This window comes from Rhabdaerophilum sp. SD176, from assembly GCF_030143245.1.
GTDB lineage: Bacteria > Pseudomonadota > Alphaproteobacteria > Rhizobiales > Beijerinckiaceae > Rhabdaerophilum.
Genome location: NZ_JARJNS010000001.1, coordinates 44,158 through 66,449, shown reverse-complemented (window position 1 = coordinate 66,449; position 22,292 = coordinate 44,158). Strand labels below are relative to the sequence as shown.

Here is a 22,292-nt window from a genome sequence, read left to right as displayed (position 1 = left end):
CCCCGTTCCCGCTTGTTCTCGCCACCCCCAAGGGGAGCTCATTTGTTGACAGTCATCACGATAGTATGGACTTGTATGGTAGATCAAGAGGGAATATAACTGTCAGATCATGAACGCCCCGACCCCACTTCCCCTCGGCCATTCCAAGGCGCCCAGCGCCACACGCGGCGTGGCCGATCGTTTGCGGCAGGCCATCATCTCGATGGAATTTCCGCCTGGAACGCGGTTGTCCGAGGGCGAGATCGCCACCCGCTATGATGTGTCCCGTCAGCCGGTGCGCGAGGCGCTCATCTCGCTGAGCCGGATCGGCCTCGTCCAGGTCCTGCCGCAGCGCGGCACGATCGTGACTCGGATTTCCACCCGTCACATGATGCAGGTGCGGATCGCCCGAGAGGCTCTCGAATCCGCCATCGTGCAGCGGGCCTGCGAGCGTTTCGACCCCGTGATCCGGGGCAGCATCGACGCGATCCTCGAAACACAGGCCCGGGCAGCCAGCGAGGGCGACTACATGACCATCACGGCAGCGGATTCGCAGTTCCATGCCGCCCTTGCCACCGGCGCCGATTGCGAGATGATCTGGCAGATGGTGCTGGATGTGAAGGCCCATATGGACCGGGTCCGTCATCTCACCCTGCAGGATCGCGATTCCATGCGCATTCTCGTGGAGCAGCACCGCGCCATCGTCGATGCGATCGACCAGCGGGACCCGGAAAAAGCCGATTACGCCATGCGGCACCATTTGATGGAGATCCTGCGGGACCTGCCGCGCGTTCTGGCGGAGCGGGCCGATTATTTCGAATAAGCCGGCGGGGACAAACCCCGCCGATCCGGGACCGGAAACAGCTAGGAATTGCCCATGAGCGCCATCGATATCGAAATTCGCCACGCCATCCATCCGGAACATGCGGAAGGCATGTCAACAGCGGAGCTGCGGCAGCATTTCCTGGTGACCGGGCTGTTCCAGCCAGGCCGGATAAAGGCCGTCTACACCCATTATGACCGCATGATCCTGATGGGGCTGATGCCGACAAAGGGCCCCCTCGCCTTCGGTCCGGAACTGGCCCAGCTGGTCAAGGCCGAGGATTTTCTCGCCCGGCGCGAGATCGGCCTGTTCAATCTGGGCGGGGCCGGGCGCGTGCGTGCCGGCGGCAAGACCTACGAACTCGGGCGCCATGACGCGCTCTACCTGCCGATGGGCACGCATAACGTGTTGATCGAAAGTGCGCGGCCCGAGGAACCGGCCCTGTTCTATGCGAATTCGGCTCCCGCCCACCATGCCTATCCGGCGCATTTGATGAAGATCGGCGCCTTGCAGGGCGACGAACTCGGCGCCGAAGCCAGCGCCAATCGCCGTACGCTGACGAAATATATGCATCCCGGTGCCTTCCCGACCTGCCAGCTGGTGATGGGTCGGACCGCGATGCATATTGGCTCCGTCTGGAACACGATGCCGCCGCACACGCATGACCGGCGGATGGAGGCCTATCTCTATCACGACCTCCCGGAAGGCCAGGCCGTGTTCCATTTCATGGGCCGCCCGGACCATACGCGCCATCTCGTGGTGCGGAACCACGAGGCGATCCTCTCGCCGCCCTGGTCGATCCATTGCGGGTCAGGCACTTCAGCCTATGCCTTTATCTGGTCGATGGCGGGCGACAATCAGACCTTCACCGACATGGATGCTGTTCCCGTACCGACGCTGTTCTGAGGCGTCGCCATGGCTGCTCTCCCAAGCTTTCGCCTTGATGGCCGCGCGGCCATCGTCACCGGTGCGAATACCGGTATCGGACAAGCCATTGCCGTCGCCCTCGGCGCCGCCGGTGCCCGTGTTGCCCTGGTGGGTCGCTCCGCGATGGACGAGACAGAGGCCCTTCTCGATGCGCTCGGAGCAGCGCATCTTGCCATCCGGGCCGATCTGTCGACGCCGGCGCCTGCCGCGCAGATTGTCGAGGAGGTTCTCGGCTGGACCGGACAGCTTGATATCCTCGTCAACAATGCCGGGATCATCCGCCGCGCCGATGCATTGGATTTCACGGAAGCTGACTGGGATGCCGTGATCGACACCAATCTCAAGGTGGCATTCTTTCTCGCGCAGGCCGCCGGCCGGCACATGGTGCCGCGCAAGGCCGGCAAGATCATCAACATTGCGTCCCTGCTCTCGTTCCAGGGGGGCGTGCGCGTCGCTTCCTACACCGCTTCGAAAAGCGGGCTCGCCGGCCTGACCAAGCTGCTCGCCTGCGAATGGGCGCCACATGGCATCAATGTCAACGCGATTGCGCCCGGCTATTTCGTGACCAACAATACCGAAGCGCTGCGCAACGATGCGGAGCGTCACTCGGCCATCCTCGCCCGGATTCCCGCCGGGCAATGGGGCGACCCTGCCGATCTTGGCGGGGCCGCCGTGTTCCTCGCCTCAGACGCCGCCCGCTACATCCACGGCATCACCCTGCCCGTCGATGGCGGGTGGCTAGCCCGGTAAGCCAAGTCCATGCTCCATCCTGACCGCCTTTTTCCCGCCGATCCCGCTACGCGTGATGTCGCGCGCGCGCTCTATGCCACGGTGAAGGATCTGCCGATCATCTCGCCGCATGGCCATACCGATCCGCGCTGGTATGCGGAGAACGCGCCGTTCCCCGACCCTGCCCGGCTCTTCGTGGTGCCGGACCATTATATTTTCCGCATGCTCCACTCGCAGGGCGTTCGGCTCGAGGATCTTGGCATTCCCCGCCTCGATGGCGCGCCGGTCGAGCAGGACCCGCGCAAGATCTGGCGGCTTTTCGCGAAGCATTATTTCCTGTTCCGCGGCACCCCAACGCGGATCTGGATCGACCACGCCTTCGAGACGCTGTTCGGCCTGACCGAGCGCCTCACGCCGGACAATGCCGACCATCATTACGACGTGATCGAGGCCGCGTTGCGCAGCGAGGCCTTCCGGCCCCGGGCCCTGTTCGAGCGGATGAGGATCGAGGTGATTTCCACTACCGATGGCGCGCTGGATGATCTCGGCTGGCACCGGATGATCCGCGAATCCGGCTGGACGGGCCGTGTGGTGCCAGCCTATCGGCCCGATGCGGTGGTCGATCCGGAATTCCGCGGCTTCCGCGAGAATGTCGAGCAGCTTGGTGCGCTTGCCGGCGAGAATACCGGTACATGGGCTGGATATCTCCGGGCGCATCAGGCGCGCCGCGCCTATTTCAAGACCTTCGGCGCGACCAGCTCCGATCATGGCCATGCCAGCGCGGCCACGGCCAATCTCGCCCCGGATGAAGCCTCCGCCCTGTTCCAGCGCGTGCTGAAGCCAGGCGTCAGCGCCGTGGATGCCGAGTTGTTCCGCGCCCAGATGCTGACGGAAATGGCGCGGATGAGCCTGGAGGACGGGCTTGTCCTGCAGATCCATCCGGGTTCGTTCCGCAACCACAATGCCGCCCTTTTCGAGCAGTTCGGGCGGGATATGGGCGCCGATATTCCCCAGCGCACCGATTATGTGCGCGCGCTCAAGCCGCTGCTCGATGCGCATGGCAATGATCCGCGCCTGTCGGTCATCCTTTTCACGCTCGACGAGACAAGCTACTCGCGCGAACTCGCGCCTCTGGCCGGGCATTATCCCTGCCTGAAGCTCGGGCCGGCCTGGTGGTTCTTCGATGCACCCGATGGCATGCGGCGCTTCCGCGACCTGACGACGGAAACGGCCGGTTTCTACAATACGGTCGGGTTCAATGACGATACCCGCGCCTTCCCGTCGATCCCGGCCCGGCACGATGTGGCCCGGCGCGTCGATTGCGCCTTCCTCGCCGAACGCGTCGTGACGCACCGGCTCGACGAGGACGAGGCCTTTGGCCTGGCGCATGATCTGGCCTACCGGCTCGCCAAGGAGGCTTACCGTCTCTGAGCCGGTTGACACCCAAAACCGTGAATGCAGTATGCTGTGATCACACTTGAGAGCCGGACGAAAGATCCGGCCTCGCGGGAACGAAACACCAGGAACTCGATGGGATTCCGGCTGGAACCGGGGCCCGGGAGCCTTTTCAAGGAGGAAACGATGGATCCGATTTCACGCCGTTCGATTCTGGCTGGTGGCGCTGCCATCGGCGCTGCTGCCGGCCTCGGGGTCGCCCCGGCGCGGGCGCAGGCCTGGCCGGCCCGACCGATCACCATGGTCTGCCCGTGGGGTGCCGGTGGCGGCACCGACCAGACGGCGCGCATTGTCGCCTCGATCCTCGAGCGTGACCTCAAGCAGCCGGTCAGCGTCGTCAACCGTACCGGTGGCTCGGGCGTCGTGGGGCATTCGGCGATCGCGACCGCGGCGCCGGATGGCTACACGATCGGGATGATCACAGTGGAAATCACCATGATGCACCATCAGGGCCTGACCGATCTCAACCCGACCAGCTACACCCCTCTTGCCCTGATGAACGAGGACCCGCCGGGCGTGCAGGTTCCGGCCAATTCGCCCTACAAGACCGTCAAGGAACTGGCGGATGCGATCAAGGCCGCGCCGGCCGGCAAGTTCAAGGCTTCCGGCACTGGCCAGGGCGGCATCTGGCATCTCGCGCTGATCGGCTGGCTCGGCGCCATGGGCCTGAAGCCGGACCATGTGGCGTGGGTGCCCTCGAACGGTGCGGCCCCGGCGATGCAGGATCTCGCGGCCGGTGGCATCGACCTCGTCACCTGCTCGGTGCCGGAGGCCCGGGCGATGATCGATGCGGGCAAGGCGCGTTCCCTCGCCATCATGGCGGATCAACGCAACCCGCAGTTCAAGGATGTGCCGACGCTCAATGAATCGCTCGGGATCAAGTACTCGGTTGGCGCATGGCGTGGTATCGCGGGGCCGAAAGGCCTGCCGGCCGCTGTCCAGACACGCCTCGTGGCAGCGCTGAAATCGGCCTATGAGTCCAAGGAATTCCAGGACTTCATGGCGGCACGCGGCTTCGGCACGAAATTCGCCGATCCCGCCGGTTTCACGAGCTTCATGGCCAATGGCGACAAGATGATGGCCGAAGCGATGAAGGCGGCCGGCCTCGCCAAGAAGGCCTGACGCCGGCACACCGGCTGTCCCTGCCGCAGCAGGGCGATACGAACTCCGGCGGTCTGCCCTGCCGGAGTTTTCCTTCCTCTGAAAGGACTGGATGATGCGGATCTCCGACCGGATTTCCGGCGTGTTCCTTGCACTGCTCGGGCTGGCCGCCTTCTGGGGTGGCTCGCGTTTGCCGCCGGTGCCCGGGCAGCAGGTTGGGCCGAGTGCCTTTCCCATGGTTGTGGGGGCGGGCCTGATGATCGTCGGGATCCTGATCGCGCTGCATATCGGCCGCAGCTTCGAGGAACAGGCCGAGGCGGAACTCGCGAAGCACAGACAGCCCGATCCGGAGGCCGAGGCCTTCCAGCGCCGCCGACGCTGGTTCGCCTTCCTGCCACCGGCTCTGATGGTCGCGTATTACCTCCTGTCGGAGCGGGTCGGGTTCGTCCCCGTCGCTGCGGTGATGATTGCCATCCTCGCCTTCGCGCTCAATGCGAAGCGGCAACTGATCCTGCCTGTTTCGATCTTCGGCGCGCTGGGCATCCACCTGGTCTTCGTGAAGCTCCTGCGCGTGCCTCTGCCGCCGGGGCCTCTGCCCATGCCCTGGTGAAGGTCGACCCATGAGCAGCAGCTTCCTCGCCGCCTTTCCGCTGGTCTTCACGCAGGACGTCATGATCGCGATGATCGCCTCGGCGATCTACGGGATGGTCGTCGGCGCCCTGCCCGGGCTGACCGCCACCATGGCCACGGCCCTCCTCGTCCCCGTGACATTCTATCTTTCGCCGATCGCCGCCATTGCCACGATCATCACGTCGTCGGCCATGGCGATCTTCGCCGGGGACATCCCCGGTTGCCTTGTCCGCATTCCCGGCACGCCGGCCTCGGCCGCCTATACAGACGAAGCCTACAAGATGACGCTGAAGGGCCAGGCAGAGACCGCGCTCGGCATCTGCCTGTGGTTTTCGGCGCTCGGCGGCATTGTCGGTACAATCGCATTGCTTCTGATTGCCCCTGCGCTCGCGGAAGTGGCGCTTTCGTTCTCGACCTTCGAATATTTCTGGCTCGCCATCCTTGGTCTGATGTGTTCGACGCTGGTTGCGCGGTCGTCGCCCGTCAAGGCAATCGCGGCCATGCTGCTCGGGCTGCTCGTTTCCTGCATCGGCATCGAGAACCCGGCCGGGACGCCGCGCTTCACCTTCGGCTCGACCGACCTGCTGGGCGGCATCGATGCGATCGCCGCGCTGGTGGGCGTGTTCGCACTTGCCGAGGTGATGCGCGCGCTGACCCAGAAGGACCCACCGGCCATTCCGGACCGCAAGCTCGGATCGATCCTCAAGGGGCAGATCGCGTTGACCAAGCGATATCCCAAGCAGCAGATCCGCGGCAATATCGTCGGCACGCTGATCGGCGCCCTGCCCGGCGCCGGGGCCGACATGGCGGCCTGGGTTTCCTATTCCCTGTCGAAGCGCTTCTCCAAGGAGCGCGAAAAATTCGGGACGGGCCATCCCGAGGGGCTGGTCGAGGCCGGCGCGAGCAACAATGCGGCCCTTGCCGGCGGCTGGATCCCTGCCTTGCTCTTCGGCATTCCCGGCGACACGATCACCGCCATCGCCATCGGCGTGCTTTACATGAAGGGCCTCAATCCCGGCCCGACGCTTTTCACGGAAAAGGCGTCGAGCATGTATGCGCTCTACATCATCTTCCTGCTGGCCAACCTGCTGATGATCCCGCTCGGCATCGCCATGATCCGCATGTCGAAACATGTGCTCAAGGCGCCTCGTTCGCTGATCATGCCTGTTATCATGGTGTTCTGCGCGGTCGGGGCTTTCAGCGCCGCCGGCAACAACCTCTATGCCGTGCTGATCGTCGCCTTTTTCGGGATTGCCGGCTACCTGATGGAGGAGAACGGGTTCCCCGTAGCGGCCATGGTGCTCGGCATCGTCATGGGAACGATGGTCGAGCAGAATTTCGTGACCTCGCTGATCAAATCGGACGGGTCGATCCTGCCCTTCCTCAGCCGGCCGATTGCGGCCGGTCTGGCCTTCCTGACCTTCATCGCCCTGTTCTGGCCGCTGATCGCCTGGCTGCGGCGCTACAAGGCGAGCCTCGACGCGGCGTCACCGGCGAGATAGCCGAAGGCGACGGCCGTCAGCAGGCCGTTGCCAGAGAGGTAGCCGGAGGCTTCCGGCCCTGAGACGCCGGCTGCTGCCCCGCCGACCGCGAAGAGGTTCGCTAAGCGCGTACCGTCCTCAGCCAGAACGCGCGCCTCGGCATCGATGCCGAGGCCGCCCTGCGTATGGAATAGCGCCCCGGTGATCTTGACCGCGCAGAAGGGCGCGGCCAGGGGCTTTGTTTCCGTCCAGATCCGTCCAAGGGCATCTGGCGTGCCGGTTCGCCTGGCCTCGTCGATGGCGGCGGCCGTCGCAGCCAGAGCCGTCTCCGGCAGCCCGAGGCGGCGGGCCAGAGCCGCGAGGTCCGGCGCCTCGATCAGCGCCCCGGCAGCCTCGATGTTGCGGAAATCCTCGAATTGCCGCGCGATAGCGGCAATGCGGGTATCGAAGAACGAATAGGCCAGCCGCTCGGGCTGGGCCAGAACCGCGGCTGCCTGTTCGGAATAGCCGCGGGATTCATCCGAGAAGCGCTCGCCGCGGATATTCACCTGAAAGCCGCCCTCGGTCATAGTCGCCCAAGTCAACAGGATGCCATGCGGTTCGGCCACCGAGCCATGACCCTGATGGCCGGACAGGTCAACCAGCTGCGCGCCGAGCTGCCTTCCCCAGAGCACGGCCTCGCCCTGATTGCCGGGATGGCCGAAATACAGCGCATCCTTCAACCCGGGAATGTGTTCCGCAACCAGCGCGCGGTTGCCGCCATAGCCATTGCAGGCGAGAACCAGCGCATGACATCCGACCTGATCCCGCGTGCCGTCTGGCCGCACGATCTCGACACCGAGGATGCGGTTGCCTCCCCGCTCCACCAGCAATGTCTCGGCGCGGGCCTCGGTGACGATATCAACTCCCGCTCGTTCTGCAGCTTCGCGCAGATGGTCCATCAGCTCGGCTCCGGAGCGTGAGGGCAGGCCATGCATCCGGTAGGCCGAATGACCGGGATAGGTGAAATTGTCGATCACCGAGAAGGGCAGACCATGCGCATCCGCCAGCCATTCAAGCGCGGGTCCGATCGCGTTGACGGCCATTTCGACGCGGCGGGGATCGCCCTTGTCCTTGGCCTTGCGCCGGATATCGGCGGCAAAACCCGCCTGGCTGTCCTTGATGCCGGAAGCGGCCTGGAACCGCGTGCCGGCTGCGGGGATCAGCCCGGCAGACAGGGCTGTCGAGCCGCGCGGCAGCGGGTCGCGTTCGAGGACCAGCACCTCCGCTCCGGCGGCGCGCGCACGCAGTGCCGTGACAAGGCCACCTGCCCCGGCGCCGATGACCAGAATTCCGGTCTCGACATCGAAGGGCGTCGGCTCCATCATCCGGATATTGGCCATGGCGTCCTGCTCCCGCAATCTGTTTTCAGCCTTTGAGCTGTCTGCTCTTGACGACAGCAAAATGTTCTATATCTAATACAAATACAAGCTGGAAATCTGACAATCCAGCAGGGAGCCGTCGGGTCGTGGTTGCTATCGAACCGTCCAAGACGCAACGCCTGTATCTGCTGTTGAAGGAGCAGATCCTGAAGGGCGTGCTGTCTCCCGGGCATCGCCTGCCCTCGGAGCCGCAACTCGCGGCCCAGCATCGCCTTTCCCGTGTGACCATCCGCCGTGCGCTCGAAGGGCTTGAGCAGGACGGGCTGATCCGCCGCCAGCCGGGGGCCGGAACTTTCGTGCTCGATGCGCGGCCGCGCAAGGGCGTGGTGGGTGATCTCTCGAACATGCTCGCCCATCTCGTGGCGATGGGTCGGGCCACCCGGGCCAAGCTGCTCTCCTTCAGCTACCAGCCATCGCCGCCGGCTGTTTCGGTGGCGCTGAAACTTGCTGATGGCGAGCGCGTGCAGCATTCTATCCGTGTCCGCTACATTGATGACACGCCGTTCTCGCATCTGACGACCTATGTGCCGGAGCGGATCGGCGTCACCTACTCGGAAGCCGATCTGGCCAGCACGCCGCTGTTGACGCTGCTGGAGCGGTCAGGCGTCGTGGCGGACCGTGCCAGCCAGACCGTGACCGCCACCCTTGCCGGGCCGGAAATCGCCGAACTTCTCCAGGTCGAGATCGGCTCGCCGCTGCTCAGCATGACCCGTGTGGTCTATGACGATCACGGCCGAGGCGTCGAGTATCTCTCCGCCCTGTACCGGCCGGACCTGCACAGCTTCCAGATGGAGATGACCCGGACCGGTATCGGCGCCGAGCGGCGCTGGTCCCCCGTCTCGAGCCTGACCCGGCCCGGGGCCGAGGCCAAGCCAATTCCCGGCCGGGGCAACCTGCGCCGTCCGTCCATCACGCCGCTCTAGCGCGCGTGCCGGGCATGCACCTTCGGGGCAGGCCCTCGGGCCTGTCCGGATCGAAACCGGTCCCGTTGACCGCGCGACAACCCCAACCGGCTGTGCCGGACCGCCAAGAGGAGAACGTGCCATGACGAAACTTTCCGGCTTTGACCGCCGGTCGCTTCTGAAGACCGCTGCGCTCGGTTCGATTGCCACAATCAGCATGCCTGCCGTGCTGCGGGCGCAGGCGCCGGCCATCAAGATCGGCATCCTCCAACCGGTGACCGGCGCGCTTGCACAAGATGGCGAATACGGCCGTCTCGGCGCAGAAATCGCCCTCAAGGAACTCAATGCTGCCGGCGGCATCAAGTCGATGGGCGGCGCAAAGCTGGAAATGGTGTTCGGCGATGCCCGTTCGAACCCGGAAGGCGGCACGCAGGAAGTCGAGCGGATGCAGGCCGAAGGCGTTGCGGCCATTGTCGGCGGCTTTGCCTCGCCGATCTGCCTGGCCGCCAGCCAGGCCGCCTCGCGCTATGACATCCCCTATCTCGTCGATGTCGGCGTTTCAGACCAGATCGTGAAGCGTGGCCTGAAGAACACCTTCCGCTTCGGCCCGGGCTTCGGCTCGGTGACGGCCTCCGCACTCGACAACCTCGTGAAGCTCAACGACGCTGCCGGCAAGCCGGCGAAGACGGTTGTCATCGTTCATGAGGACGGGCTGTTCGGCTCGGGCATGGCGAAGCTGCTCCAGGCCGAGTTGCCGAAGCGCGGCTTCGAGGTTCTGGAAACCGTTGCGCATCCGACGCCGTCGCGCGATATGGCGAATGTCGCCCTGCGCATCCGCGCGCTGAACCCGGATCTCGTCATCCCGTCGAGCTATTACTCGGAATTCGTGCTGCTCGCCCGCACGATGCAGCAGCAGCGCATCAAGCCGAAGGGCATCTATGCGGTGCTCAATGGCGCAGCGTCGAATTTCCGCTTCGTGAAGGAATTCCCGACGGCGGCCGAGAACGTGATGGACTGCAACCACTGGGCCGATATGCGCAAGCCGCGCACGGCCAATGTGAAGGCCGAAGTGGAGCGCGCCGGCAAGGTCTGGCTCTACAATACGCCGCTCAATTATTCGTCGGTGCTGGTGCTGGCGGATGCGATCGAGCGCGCCGGTTCGGCCGACCGGGTGAAGATCATCGAGGCGCTGAACAGCTCGACCTTCTCCGACCACATCATGCCCTATGGCCCGACCAAGTTCGTCGATGGCCAGAACACCGGGGCGCGCGCCGTCAATACGCAGGTCCAGAACGGTGATATCAAGATCATCTTCCCGACCGAAGTTGCCAATGCGAAGCCGGTTTTCCCGGTGATCTGACGGCCCTCGGACGGCTTTCCCCTCGAGGGCTACGCTTCAAGCGTGGGCGTTCGCGCCCGCGCCATCCTTTCGCATGGTTCGATGATGCTGAAGTTCGACATCTTCCTCTCGGCCCTCGCCAATGGCCTGCTGACCGGCGCAGTCTATGCGCTGATCGCGCTTGGCCTGACGCTGATCTATGGCGTGCTGCACATCATCAATTTCGCCCATGGCGCGACGCTGACACTCGCCATGTTTGCGGTTTTCGTTGCGCATCAGGCTTTCGGGCTTGATCCGTACATCGCCGTCTTCATCCTGACGCCACTGTTCTTCGTGCTCGGCTATGCACTCCAGCGCGCGGTCATCACCCCGGCCAGCCATGGCGATGATGGCAATATCCTGCTCGTGACCCTGGGCATCTCGATCATCATCGAGAATGCCCTGCTTGCCATTTTCCGTTCCGATACGCGGTCCATCGACGTGCCTTACGGCTTCTCGGTCATGGAGGTCGGGCCACTGTTCCTCTCGACGCCAAAGGTGATTGCCTTCGTTGCCACTCTTGCCGTTGCCGGGCTGCTCTGGCTGCTGCTTGCGCGGAGCGATACCGGCAAGGCCATCCGGGCCGTGGCAAAGGAAAAGACCGGCGCAGCGCTCTGCGGGATTGATGTCGCACATATCTATGCGGTCACTTTCGGCATCGGCACGGCATGCCTCGCCATCGCTGCCTGCCTGCTGATGCCGACTTTCCTCGTCAATCCGCGGGTCGGCAATGCCTTCGTGCTCGTGGCCTTCACCATCGTTGTCCTTGGCGGGATGGGCTCGATCGGCGGTGCATTGGCCGGCGGGCTGATCATCGGCGTGGTCGAGAGCCTGTCCGGCCTCTATTTCGGCGAAAGCCTGGGCCAGATCGGCATTTTCCTGATCTTCCTCGTCGTGCTGCTCTTCCGGCCGACCGGCCTGTTCGGAGCCAAGGCATGAAAGGCGGGCTCTTCACCAGCGGCTACGGGCCGATCCTGATCGTGGTGGTGGCGCTTGCCGTTCTGCCCTTCGGATTTTCGGCCAATACGACGCTGAATTTCCTCGGCTTCGTACTGATCGTCACACTGGCAGCGCAGGGCTGGAATCTGCTGGCCGGCTATGGCGGGCAATTCTCCTTCGGCCATGCTGCGTTTTTCGGCATGGGCGCCTACGGCATCGCGCTGGCGCAGGTCCGGTTCGGGCTCAACCCCTGGCTGGCCCTGCCGCTCGCCATCGCGCTCGGGGCGCTGACGGGCACGATCCTCGGCTATCTCAGCTTCCGGGCGCGGCTGCGCGGCTCCTATTTCGCGCTGGTGACTTTGGCCTTCGCGGAGGTGTTCCGCATTCTCGCCAATGCTTCCACCTTCACCGGAGGCGCCGCCGGCGTGCTGATCCCGCTGCGGATCGATGCCGCGAATTTCCAGTTCGCCGACAAGCGGAGCTTCTACTGGCTTGCGCTGTCCTTCGTTGCCTTTGTGCTGCTGCTGACGCACTGGATCGCCCGCAGCCGGTTCGGCGCCTATCTCGTTGCGGTCCGCGAGAACGAGGATGCCGCGCGGGCGCTCGGCGTGGATGCGCTGGCGGTCAAACTGAAGGCGATCACACTTTCCGGCGGCATCACGGCGGCAGCCGGCTGCCTCTATGCGCAGAAATTCCTCTATATCGATGCCAATCTCGCCTTCGGGCCGTGGATCTCGGTGGAGGCCCTGCTGGCGCCGATCATCGGCGGCATCGGCACGGTGTTCGGCCCGCTGGCCGGGGCGGTGCTGCTGCTCGGCCTCGGCGAAATTACCAAGACCTTCTTCACCTGGCTGCTCGGCGGCGCGGTGCCCGGGATCGACCTCGTGGTGTTCGGCGTGCTGCTGATCCTTTGCGTTGCCTTTGCGCCGCGCGGCGTGCTCGGCGTCCTGCGCCGGATCCTGCCCGCTTTCCGGGGAGGCCGGGCATGAGCGCTACTCCCCTGCTCCGCTGTACCGGGATCACGAAGCGCTTCGGCGGGCTCGTGGCCGTGGATGATGCCTCGCTTGACGTGGAGGCCGGCTCGATCACCGGTCTGATCGGGCCGAATGGCGCCGGCAAGACGACATTCTTCACGGTCATTGCCGGTTTTGCCGAGCCGACGGCTGGCGCGGTCACCTTCCGGGGACGGGATATCACTGCCCTGCCCGCGCATCGGCGCGCCGAGATCGGCATCGCCCGCACCTTCCAGATCGTGCAGCCCTTTGCCGGGCTTTCCGTTCGCGAGAACATCGCCGTAGGCGCCTATCTGCGCCATCCCGGCCGCGAGGCGGCGATGGCGCGTGCGGAGGATATCGCCCTGCGCCTCGGCCTTGGCCCGATGCTCGACCAATCCGCCGGCGATCTCACCGTGGCCGGGCGGAAGCGGCTCGAAATGGCGCGGGCGCTGGCCACGGAGCCGAGCCTTCTTCTGCTCGACGAGGTTCTTGCGGGCCTCAACCCGTCGGAAATCCGCGACATGATTCCCGTGGTCCGTGCAATCCGCGATTCCGGCGTGACGATCCTGATCGTCGAGCATGTGATGCAGGCGGTGATGCAGCTCTGCGATACGGTGGCCGTGCTCGCGCAGGGCCGGATGATCGCCAAGGGCCGGCCCTCGGAAGTGGCGTCCGATCCGAAGGTGATCGAGGCTTATCTCGGTCATGGTGCCGCCAAGCGGATGCAGGCCCAGCAGGGAGCGTCCCATGCTTGAGGTGCAGGATCTGGTAGCCGGATATGGCGCCATGCCCGTGCTGCGGGGCGTGTCGCTATCGGTCGGCGCGGGCGAGATTGTCGCCGTGCTCGGGGCAAACGGCGTCGGCAAGACCACGCTGAACCGTGCGCTTTCCGGCCTGATCCGCCCGGATCGCGGGAGCATCCGTTTTGAGGGCGAGGCGATCGAGCGGCTGGATGCCGCCGGCATTGTCGCGCGCGGGCTGATCCATGTTCCCGAGGGACGCAAGATCTTTCCCAACATGACCGTGCGGGAAAACCTCGAACTCGGCGCCTATCGCCGTGCCCGGGCCAACCGGAACCGCAATCTCGAGCAGGCTTTTACCACCTTCCCGCGCCTTCGCGAGCGCGAGGGGCAGTTTGCCGGCACGCTTTCCGGCGGCGAGCAGCAGATGCTGGCGATCGGGCGCGGCCTGATGGCCGAGCCGAAGCTGCTGATCCTTGACGAGCCCTCGCTCGGCCTGTCGCCGCTGCTGGTCGAAGAGCTGTTCCAGCTCATTGCCAGCATTGCGGCACAGGGGCTGGCGGTGATGCTGGTCGAGCAGAATGTCGTGCAATCGCTCGAACTCGCCGCCCGCGCCTATGTCCTTGCCAATGGCGCCGTTGCGCTGTCAGGCGAGGCCAGCGTTCTGGCGCGCGATCCCGAACTCGAGAAGACCTATCTGGGGATGTGACGATGAAAACGCTGTCCCATGGCGTGGTTCCCGCCTCCCGCCTCGTTACCGGCAAGCACCCGGCATGGTTGCGGCAATGGAGCCGCTTCGCCTCCCGGACGAAATTGCGGGACATGTCTCCAGAGGCGGTCAGCCGCGCGCGGCTGGTGGCTTTGGATTGCCTCGGCGCGATCCTCGCCGGCCGGACGGAGCCGGAAGTGCAGCAGGCCGCGCGGCGGCTCGGCAAGAGCTTCAAGGCGCGGAAATCCGGATCGCCGGCGCTGGAGGCCTTCCTCGACGGCACAGCCGGCACGATGCTGGAGATCGACGAAGGCAACCAGTATGCGCGCGGCCATCCGGGGATCCATGTCTTCCCGGCCCTGATGGCCTCGGCCCGGCTGCGCGATGTTTCCGGTGCGGCCTTCCTCCGGGCCCTGATCCTCGGCTACGAGATCGGTGCCCGCATCGGCATGGCCTCGAAACTGCGTGTGACCATGCATCCGCACGGCACCTGGGGTGTCGTGGGGGCGGCGCTCGGCGTGGCGGCGCTGAACCGCGCCGGGCCGGGCCGGATGCTCTCGACGATCAATGTCGCCTCCTCGCTCGGCCTGACGACAAGCCGCCGGACCATGCTGGAAGGGGCAACCATCCGGAACAGCTATGCCGGCTTTTCCAATATGCTCGGGCTGATGGCCTGGGAGCTTGCCGAAGCCGGCTTTACGGGAGAGGCGGACGGTGTGGGCTCGGTCTATGGCGGGATTGCCGCCGAAAACTGGGAGCCGGCGGTGATGACCGAGGCGCTCGGCACGCGCTGGGAAGTCGCCCGGAACTATTTCAAGCGCCATGCCGCCTGCCGCTACACCCATGGTGCCATCGACGCGCTGATGGAGATCACGCGGCAGCACGGGAAGCCGCTTCAGCCGGATGCCATCCGCGCCATCCGGGTCGAGACCTATGTCTGGGCGGCGCAGCTCGACCATCCGGCGCCGGACAACATGCTCGCCGCGAAATTCTCGCTGCCCTTCGGGCTTGCGACGACGATCGTCAACGGCGCGGCGACATTGGATGCGTTCCGCGACGCCGCCCGGGCGGACGAGACCACACGCGCCCTTGCCCGGCGGGTCGAGGTGCAGGAAGACCCCTCCCTCACCGCGATGCTGCCCGGCTTGCGGCCGGCACGGGTTACGGTGACGCTCACCTCCGGCGAGAGCCTCGTCGCGGAGGTCCGCACCAACAGGGGCGATACCGAGGATCCCTACAGCGCCGATGATGTGATTGCCAAATTCCGCGAAATCGCCGACCCGCTCCTTGGTCCCCGGCGCGCGGAGGCGGTGGTCACCCAGGCTCTCGCGCTTGAAACCCTTCCCTCCACCCGCGCTTTCCTCACGCTTGGCGAGGCCCTCTCATGAGCCAGAACGGACATGACATTCCCGGGCTGAAGGCACGGCTGAACCGCCGGCCGATCCTGCTCGCGCCCGGCATCTATGATGCGCTCAGCGCCTCCATCGCCACCGATGCGGGGGCAGAGGCGCTGTATCTCTCGGGTGCGGCCATTGCCTATACGCGGCTTGGCCGGCCCGATATCGGCCTCGTCTCGATGAACGAGGTGGTCGAGACGATCGCCCTGATCCGCGACCGCGTGCCGACGTCGCTCATCGTCGATGCCGATAACGGTTATGGCAATGCGCTGAACATGCAGCGGACGATGCGCCTGTTCGAGCGGGCGGGCGCCAATGCGCTGCAGATCGAGGACCAGGCCTATCCGAAGCGCTGCGGCCATCTCTCCGACAAGACGCTGATCTCGCCCGCCGACATGGCCGGCAAGCTGCGTGCTGCCGCCGATGCCCGCCATTCCGCCGAAACGCTGATCATCGCCCGGACCGATGCGATTGCCGTCGAAGGGTTTTCCGCCGCGATCGACCGGGCAGCGCTCTATGCCGAGAGCGGCGCGGATGCGCTTTTCGTCGAAGCGCCGGGCAGCGTCGAGGAACTGGCCCGCATCACCGAGGCGCTCAAGGGCACGTTGCCGCTGATGGCGAACATGGTCGAGGGCGGGCGCACGCCGCTCACGGCCGCGCGGGAGCTCGAGGCCCTCGGCTTCGCGCTGGTGATCTTCCCCGGCGGGATTGTCCGGGCCATCGCCCATGCCGCGCAAGCCTTCTACGGGAACCTCCTGCAGAACGGCACGACGGCCGGTTTCCGCAACGCCATGTTCGATTTCGACGAACTCAACGCCGTGATCGGCACGCCCGAGATGCTGGCCCTGGGCAAGAGCTACGAAGGACAGCCATGATTGCGCTCGACCCCGTGACCTTCGCCGTCCTGACCGGGCGGCTGGAGCAGATTGCCGACGAAATGGACGCCACGCTCTATCGCTCGGCCTTCAACCCGATCATCGCGGAGGCGCGCGATGCCTGCCACGGGCTCTACCACCCCGAGACCGGCGACACGCTGGTGCAGGGCCAGAACGGCCTGCCGATCTTCGTCGGCGCCATGGCCTTTGCCGTGAAGGCGGTGATCGACAAGGTGGCACGGGATGGCGGACTCGAGGAAGGCGATGTCTTCCTGTTCAACGATCCTTACGCCGGCGGCACGCATCTCAACGATTTCCGGCTGGTCAAGCCGCTGATGCGGCAGGGGCGGATCTTCGCCTGGCTCGCCTCGGTCGGGCATTGGCTCGATATCGGCGGCAATGTGCCCGGCGGCTACAATCCCAAGGCGGTGGAGAGCTTCCAGGAAGGCGTGTTGATCCCGCCGGTGAAGCTGTTCCGCAAGGGCGTGATGCAGCAGGATATCGTCGATATCCTTCAGGCCAACAGCCGTGTTCCCCGTTCCAACTGGGGCGATCTCAACGGCCAGCTCAATGCGCTCGATCTTGGCGAGCGGCGGTTCCAGGCTTTGATTGACGAATATGGCGATGCCGTTGTCGAGGCCGCGCTGGAGGCCGCCTCGCAGCGGGCCGAGCGGTTGATGCGCGACAACATCGCCGCCTTGCCCGACGGTACCTACACGTTCGAGGATTATCTCGACAATGATGGCATCACCGACGAGCGGCTGACCATCGCGCTCGACCTGACGATTGCCGGCGAGACGATGGTGCTCGATTTCTCGCGCTCCTCGCCCGCCTGCCGGGGGCCGGTGAATATTGCGCGGTCGACGGCGGTCGCAGCCTGCTATGTCGCGCTGAAGCATGTTTTCACGGAAGTGCCGGCCAATGCCGGCTGCCTGAGGCCGATCACCTTCGAGATTTCCGACAACAGCTTCCTCGGCGTTTCTGCGCCGCGCCCCGTGGCCGGCTATACCGAGACGATCCTGCGGATGATCGGCGTGGTGTTCGGCGCCCTCGCCCAGGCGGATCCTGCCCGTGCCACGGCGGCGCCCTTCGGCACGATCAACGCCCTGTCCGTCGCCGGCCACCGGGCCAATGGCGATCGTTGGGTGATGTTCTCGTTTTTCGGTGGCGGGCTGGGCGGCAATCCGGAAACGGATGGCCTCAACCATTCCAACAACCCGATCTCGACCGCCACGATGCCGCCGGCGGAGATTCTCGAAGCCTCCTATCCGGTGATGTTCACCGAATGGGGCCTGCGGCCGGACAGCGCCGGCGCGGGAAAGCATCGCGGCGGTGTCGGCGCAGTCTACGCGCTCGAGGTTCTGGCGGAAGGCGGCGCGGAAGTGGCCTTGCTCGGCGAACGCGGGCGCTATGCGCCGTTCGGCGTGGCCGGCGGCGAGCCCGGGGCGCTGAACCTCTTCCATTGGCAAAGCGAGAATGGCCTGCAATCACCGCCCATGGCCTCGAAGATCACCGGTGTCCGGATCGCGCCCGGACAGGAAATCCGGCTGCAATCGCCCGGCGGGGGCGGCTGGGGGCCGCCGATGGCGCGGGATCCCGTCGCAGTGGCACGGGATGTCCGGCAGGGGTTGATCGGCGCCAACGTGGCGCGTGAAGTCTACGGCGTGGCGCTCGATGCCGGCGGTGATGTCGATGCGGCGTCAACGGCCACGCTGAGAAACGGGGCGGCATCATGAGCAAGGGCCAGAGCTCGATCGTCGGTGTCGATGTCGGCGGCACGTTCACCGATCTCGCCTATTTCGACGAGGCCACCCGCAGCTTCCGCGTGGCCAAGGTTCCGTCGAACCGTGGCGACGAGGCGGTGGGGTTCATCGACGGGCTGCGCCAGCTTGACGCGATTGCCCGCCTGGGCGCCATCGTGCATGGCACGACTGTCGGCACGAATGCGCTGCTTGAGCGTAAGGGCGCGCGGATCGGGCTGATCACCACCGCGGGCTTCCGCGACGTGCTTGAGATGCGCCGTCGCGACCGTCCGAAAACCTGGGGCCTCTGGGGCGATTTCGAACCTGTCGCCAGCCGCGACATGCGGCTCGGCGTTGCCGAGCGCGTGCTGGCCGATGGGACGGTGCGGCAGGCCGTTTCTGCTTCGGAATGCCAGGAGGCTGCGCGCGCGTTGCTGGCCGCAGGGGCCGAGGCCGTGGCCATCGTCTTCATCAATGCCTATGCCAATCCGGCCAACGAGAAAGCCGCCTATGCAGCGGTGAAGGCGGTCTGGCCGAATGACCATGTCGCGGCCTCGCACCAGTTGCTGCCGGAGATCCGCGAATTCGAGCGCACTTCCACGCTGGCGCTCAATGCCTATCTCCAGCCGGTTGTGGCGTCCTATCTGGCCAAGCTGGAAAACGCGCTGGCGGCGGACGGGTTCGGCGGGTCCTTCCATATCGTCCAGTCCAATGGCGGGGTGATGTCGACCGCGGTGGCCCGGAAATTCCCGGTCCGCACCGCGCTTTCAGGCCCGGCGGCCGGGGTTATCGCGGCGGCGGCGATTGCCCGCGCGGCCGGTTTCCCGGATATCGTGACCGCCGATCTCGGTGGCACGTCCTTCGATGTTTCGCTCGTCGCCGGCGGCGAGGCCGCTCTGGCGGCGCAGACGACGATCGATTTCGGCCTCGTCGTCCGGACGCCGATGATCGAAATCACCACGATCGGGGCCGGCGGTGGCTCGATTGCCCATGTCGACAAGGGCGGTCTGCTTGCCGTCGGGCCGGAAAGCGCAGGCTCGCGGCCGGGCCCTGTCGCCTATGCGCAGGGCAATACCCGCCCGACGCTGACCGATGCGAATATTGTGCTCGGGCGGATCAATGCCGACAAGCCGATCGGCGGAAAGCTGAAGCGGCTCGATGTGGAAGCCGCGCGGGCGGCCATCGGCGCTTCGATCGGAGACAGGCTGGGTCTTTCGGTCGAGGCGGCGGCCGAGGCGATTGTCCGGGTCGCGAACGCGAAAATGGCCGGGGCGATCCGGCTCGTCTCCATCGAGCGCGGCCATGATCCGACAAAATTCACCGCCGTACCCTTTGGCGGCGGCGGTGCGCTGCATGTCGGAGCGCTGATCCATGAGGTCGGCCTGCGCTCGGCGCTGGTGCCGCGCTATCCCGGGATTACCTCGGCGTTGGGCTGCATCATTGCAGATATCCGGCATGACGAGGTGGCGACGGTCAATCTCATGCTCGACGGGCTCGATACCGGCGCGTTGACACGCCGGATGGTCGAGACCGGCGAGGCGGCCCGCGCGGTGGTGGCTTGCGCCTCGCTCTCGGTCACGCGGATCGACATCGCCTATGAGCTCGACATGCATTATCTCGGGCAGACGCATACGGTTGCCGTTCCGCTGGCCGCCACCTTGCAGGGCGGGAGGGTCGAGCTCACCGAGGCTGATGTTCGCGCGGCCTTCGAGGCGGCCTATTCGCGGGCTTTCTCGCGGTTGCTCCCTGGAATCCCGGTGAAAGTCGTCAATCTCCGTACGGCGGCCATCGGCCGCAGGCCCGAATTCGACCTCGCGGCGCTCGCGCCTTCCGGTACGACCACGCTTGAAGGGGCACGGACCGGCACGCGGCCGGTCTGGTTTGCCGGTGGTTGGCATGACACGGCCATCTATGCCCGGCTCGACCTGCCGGTCGGGGCGCGGATCGCCGGTCCGGCCATTCTCGAACAACCGGATTCCACGATTGTCGTGGATCCCGGGCTCGCGGCGCGGGTTGATGCCTTCGGCAATCTCATCGTGGAAAGGGACAGCTGATGGCCGCGCCATTCGACCTGGCCAAAGCGGGCCTCCTTCTGGTGGACCTGCAGAACGATTTCCTCGATCCGAAGGGGGCCTATGGACGCGCGGGCCAGGGGGCGGCGGAGATCGCCGCCCTGCCTGCCCGGCTGGCGCCGCTGGCGGAGGCCTTCCGCCGAAACGGCGCGCCGGTTCTGGCCACCCAGTTCACGCTGGTGCCGGGCCGGGGCGGTGAGCCGATCATCTCACCGCATCTGAAGCAGCTCCGGCCCTTCCTCGCCAAGGGCGATTTTGCCCCGGGCAGCTGGGGGCAGCGTACGGTGGATGCGCTGCAGCCGGTGGATATCGCGGTGGAGAAGGTCGCCTATTCGGCGTTCTATATGAGCCGCCTCGAATGGGTTTTGCGCAAGACCGGTATCAGCCAGCTTGTTGTGGCGGGTATCGTGACCAATGGCGGTGTCGCCTCGACCGTGCGCGAGGCGCATGTGCGGGATATCGACGCCATCGTGCTCGAGGATGGCTGTGCGGCCTTCTCGCCGGAAACCCACCGGACGGCCATCGAGGCCTTGCGCCCGGTGGCCCGCATCGCCACCATTGCCGAGATGCTGGCGGAAATCGGATAAGGCGCGCCGATGAAACAGGCCCGGACGCTTTTCGACAAGGTATGGGACAGCCATGTCATCGTCACGCGCGAGGATGGCGAGAGCCTGCTCTGGGTCGACCGGCATTTCGTGCATGAGGGTTCGCACCATGCTTTCCGGCAGGTGGAGGCGCGCGGCCTGCCCGTGGCCGAACCGGCCCTGACCTTCGGCGTGGCCGATCATTACGTGCCCACGCGGAACCGCCCCGCGATCGACAATCCGGAGATTGCCGGCATGGTCGAGCGGCTTTCCGCCAACGCCGCGCGGCATGGTTTCCGGCTCTTCGGCCTCGAGGATCCCGATCAGGGGATTGTCCATGTCGTGGGGCCGGAACAGGGGCTGACCCTGCCCGGCCTGCTTGTCGTCTGCGGTGACAGCCACACCTCCACCCACGGCGCGCTCGGCGCCTATGCCTTCGGGATCGGCGCGTCGGAAGTGGCGCATGTGCTGATGACGCAAACGCTCTGGCAGCGGAAGCCGAAACGCATGCGGATCCGGATCGAAGGCACACTGGCGCCCGGCCTCAGCGCCAAGGACCTTGCCTTGCATGTGATCCGCACGATCGGCGCCGATGGCGCGCGGGGCCACGCGCTGGAATATGCCGGCGAGGTGATTTCCGCGCTGTCCATGGAAGGGCGGCTGACGCTTTGCAACATGTCGATCGAGGCCGGTGCACGCTGCGCCATGGTTGCGCCCGATACCGTGACCTTCGCCTATCTCCAGGGCCGGCCGCTCGCACCGGAGGGAGAAGCGTTCGATCGGGCAGAAGCGGTCTGGCGTGGCCTTGCCAGCGATCCGGACGCGGTCTTTGACCGTGACATTGCGCTCGACGCCTCGGCCATCGCGCCGCTTGTCACCTGGGGTGTGAGCCCCGAGGATGCCCTGCCGATCAATGCCCGGGTGCCGGACCCTGCGGAAGAAACCGATCCCGCCCGCGCCGGCTATCTGCAGCAGGCCATCGACTATATGGGACTTGAAGCGGGGATGCGGCTCGAGGATGTCAGGGTCGACCGGGTCTTCATCGGTTCCTGCACCAATGCGCGGATCGAGGATCTGCGGGCGGCGGCTTCTGTCCTGCGGGGCCGCAAGGCCATCGTGCCCGGGCTGGTTTCGCCCGGATCGTCGCGCGTGAAAGCGCAGGCCGAGCGCGAGGGGCTCGACCTGATCTTCCGAGAGGCCGGGCTGGAATGGGCGGATTCCGGCTGTTCCATGTGTGTCGGCATGAATGGTGACCTTGTTGCCGCTGGCGAACGGTGCGCATCGACGACGAACCGGAATTTCCGCGGCCGGCAGGGCAAGGATGCCCGGACGCATCTGATGTCGCCGGCCATGGTCGCCGCAGCTGCCGTTACCGGGCGGCTGACGGACCTGCGCAAGTTGGCCGGAGGCTGA

At 65.7% G+C, this 22,292-nt stretch carries 20 protein-coding genes; 19 read left to right on the top strand and 1 reads right to left on the bottom strand.

The annotated features are described in order from the left end of the window. Window positions 1-109: 109 nt before the first annotated feature. The 7 genes from P0652_RS00315 (at window position 110) to P0652_RS00285 (ending at window position 7,146) form a co-directional block, all read left to right on the top strand. Entirely contained in the window at window positions 110-802 is a 693-nt protein-coding gene (locus P0652_RS00315) for a GntR family transcriptional regulator (protein WP_284176753.1), read from the top strand. Window positions 803-856: 54 nt separating this feature from the next. Beyond that, window positions 857-1,708 carry a 5-dehydro-4-deoxy-D-glucuronate isomerase gene (gene kduI, locus P0652_RS00310; RefSeq protein WP_284176752.1) on the top strand — a complete coding sequence of 284 codons (852 nt, stop codon included), beginning with the start codon at window positions 857-859 and terminating at the stop codon, window positions 1,706-1,708. Window positions 1,709-1,717: 9 nt separating this feature from the next. Further along, a complete protein-coding gene (kduD, locus tag P0652_RS00305) occupies window positions 1,718-2,479 on the top strand; it encodes a 2-dehydro-3-deoxy-D-gluconate 5-dehydrogenase KduD (RefSeq protein ID WP_284176751.1) in 762 nt (253 codons plus the stop codon). Between the two features lie 9 nt (window positions 2,480-2,488). Continuing rightward, a complete protein-coding gene (gene uxaC, locus P0652_RS00300) occupies window positions 2,489-3,889 on the top strand; it encodes a glucuronate isomerase (RefSeq protein ID WP_284176750.1) in 1,401 nt (466 codons plus the stop codon). A gap of 150 nt (window positions 3,890-4,039) precedes the next feature. Further along, the gene (locus P0652_RS00295) at window positions 4,040-5,035 is read left to right on the top strand and encodes a tripartite tricarboxylate transporter substrate binding protein (protein WP_284176749.1); all 996 of its coding nucleotides are present in this window, start codon (window positions 4,040-4,042) and stop codon (window positions 5,033-5,035) included. A gap of 91 nt (window positions 5,036-5,126) precedes the next feature. After that, entirely contained in the window at window positions 5,127-5,624 is a 498-nt protein-coding gene (locus P0652_RS00290) for a tripartite tricarboxylate transporter TctB family protein (protein WP_284176748.1), read from the top strand. A 10-nt stretch (window positions 5,625-5,634) separates the two neighbouring features. Beyond that, entirely contained in the window at window positions 5,635-7,146 is a 1,512-nt protein-coding gene (locus tag P0652_RS00285; RefSeq protein WP_284176747.1) for a tripartite tricarboxylate transporter permease, read from the top strand. Here P0652_RS00285 and P0652_RS00280 read toward each other — a convergent pair. Further along, window positions 7,107-8,507 (bottom strand): FAD-dependent oxidoreductase, encoded by a 1,401-nt coding sequence (locus P0652_RS00280; protein WP_284176746.1) that lies wholly within the window; start codon window positions 8,505-8,507, stop codon window positions 7,107-7,109. The genes P0652_RS00285 and P0652_RS00280 overlap by 40 nt on opposite strands. A gap of 125 nt (window positions 8,508-8,632) precedes the next feature. Here P0652_RS00280 and P0652_RS00275 point away from each other — a divergent pair, with 125 nt between their 5' ends. From P0652_RS00275 to leuC, 12 genes are all read left to right on the top strand, one after another. After that, the gene (locus P0652_RS00275; RefSeq protein WP_284176745.1) at window positions 8,633-9,469 is read left to right on the top strand and encodes a GntR family transcriptional regulator; all 837 of its coding nucleotides are present in this window, start codon (window positions 8,633-8,635) and stop codon (window positions 9,467-9,469) included. 121 nt (window positions 9,470-9,590) lie between these two features. Then, the gene (locus P0652_RS00270) at window positions 9,591-10,808 is read left to right on the top strand and encodes an ABC transporter substrate-binding protein (RefSeq protein WP_284176744.1); all 1,218 of its coding nucleotides are present in this window, start codon (window positions 9,591-9,593) and stop codon (window positions 10,806-10,808) included. 84 nt (window positions 10,809-10,892) lie between these two features. Next, entirely contained in the window at window positions 10,893-11,765 is an 873-nt protein-coding gene (locus P0652_RS00265) for a branched-chain amino acid ABC transporter permease (protein WP_349774959.1), read from the top strand. Then, window positions 11,762-12,754, top strand: coding sequence for a branched-chain amino acid ABC transporter permease (locus P0652_RS00260; RefSeq protein ID WP_284176742.1), 993 nt, complete (start codon window positions 11,762-11,764; stop codon window positions 12,752-12,754). The genes P0652_RS00265 and P0652_RS00260 overlap by 4 nt, the downstream gene beginning before the upstream one ends. Next, window positions 12,751-13,515 carry an ABC transporter ATP-binding protein gene (locus tag P0652_RS00255; protein WP_284176741.1) on the top strand — a complete coding sequence of 255 codons (765 nt, stop codon included), beginning with the start codon at window positions 12,751-12,753 and terminating at the stop codon, window positions 13,513-13,515. Before P0652_RS00260 ends, P0652_RS00255 begins: the two co-directional genes overlap by 4 nt. Next, on the top strand, window positions 13,508-14,209 hold the full coding sequence (locus P0652_RS00250; protein ID WP_284176740.1) for an ABC transporter ATP-binding protein: 702 nt from the start codon (window positions 13,508-13,510) through the stop codon (window positions 14,207-14,209). Before P0652_RS00255 ends, P0652_RS00250 begins: the two co-directional genes overlap by 8 nt. Window positions 14,210-14,211: 2 nt before the next feature. After that, on the top strand, window positions 14,212-15,597 hold the full coding sequence (locus P0652_RS00245; protein ID WP_284176739.1) for an MmgE/PrpD family protein: 1,386 nt from the start codon (window positions 14,212-14,214) through the stop codon (window positions 15,595-15,597). Then, on the top strand, window positions 15,594-16,481 hold the full coding sequence (locus P0652_RS00240) for an isocitrate lyase/PEP mutase family protein (RefSeq protein WP_284176738.1): 888 nt from the start codon (window positions 15,594-15,596) through the stop codon (window positions 16,479-16,481). The genes P0652_RS00245 and P0652_RS00240 overlap by 4 nt, the downstream gene beginning before the upstream one ends. Next, the gene (locus P0652_RS00235; protein WP_284176737.1) at window positions 16,478-18,217 is read left to right on the top strand and encodes a hydantoinase B/oxoprolinase family protein; all 1,740 of its coding nucleotides are present in this window, start codon (window positions 16,478-16,480) and stop codon (window positions 18,215-18,217) included. The genes P0652_RS00240 and P0652_RS00235 overlap by 4 nt, the downstream gene beginning before the upstream one ends. Continuing rightward, window positions 18,214-20,277 (top strand): hydantoinase/oxoprolinase family protein, encoded by a 2,064-nt coding sequence (locus P0652_RS00230; RefSeq protein ID WP_284176736.1) that lies wholly within the window; start codon window positions 18,214-18,216, stop codon window positions 20,275-20,277. The genes P0652_RS00235 and P0652_RS00230 overlap by 4 nt, the downstream gene beginning before the upstream one ends. Then, entirely contained in the window at window positions 20,277-20,882 is a 606-nt protein-coding gene (locus P0652_RS00225; protein WP_284176735.1) for a cysteine hydrolase family protein, read from the top strand. The genes P0652_RS00230 and P0652_RS00225 overlap by 1 nt, the downstream gene beginning before the upstream one ends. A 9-nt stretch (window positions 20,883-20,891) precedes the next feature. Beyond that, window positions 20,892-22,292, top strand: a complete 1,401-nt coding sequence (gene leuC / locus P0652_RS00220) for a 3-isopropylmalate dehydratase large subunit (protein WP_284176734.1) — start codon at window positions 20,892-20,894, stop codon at window positions 22,290-22,292.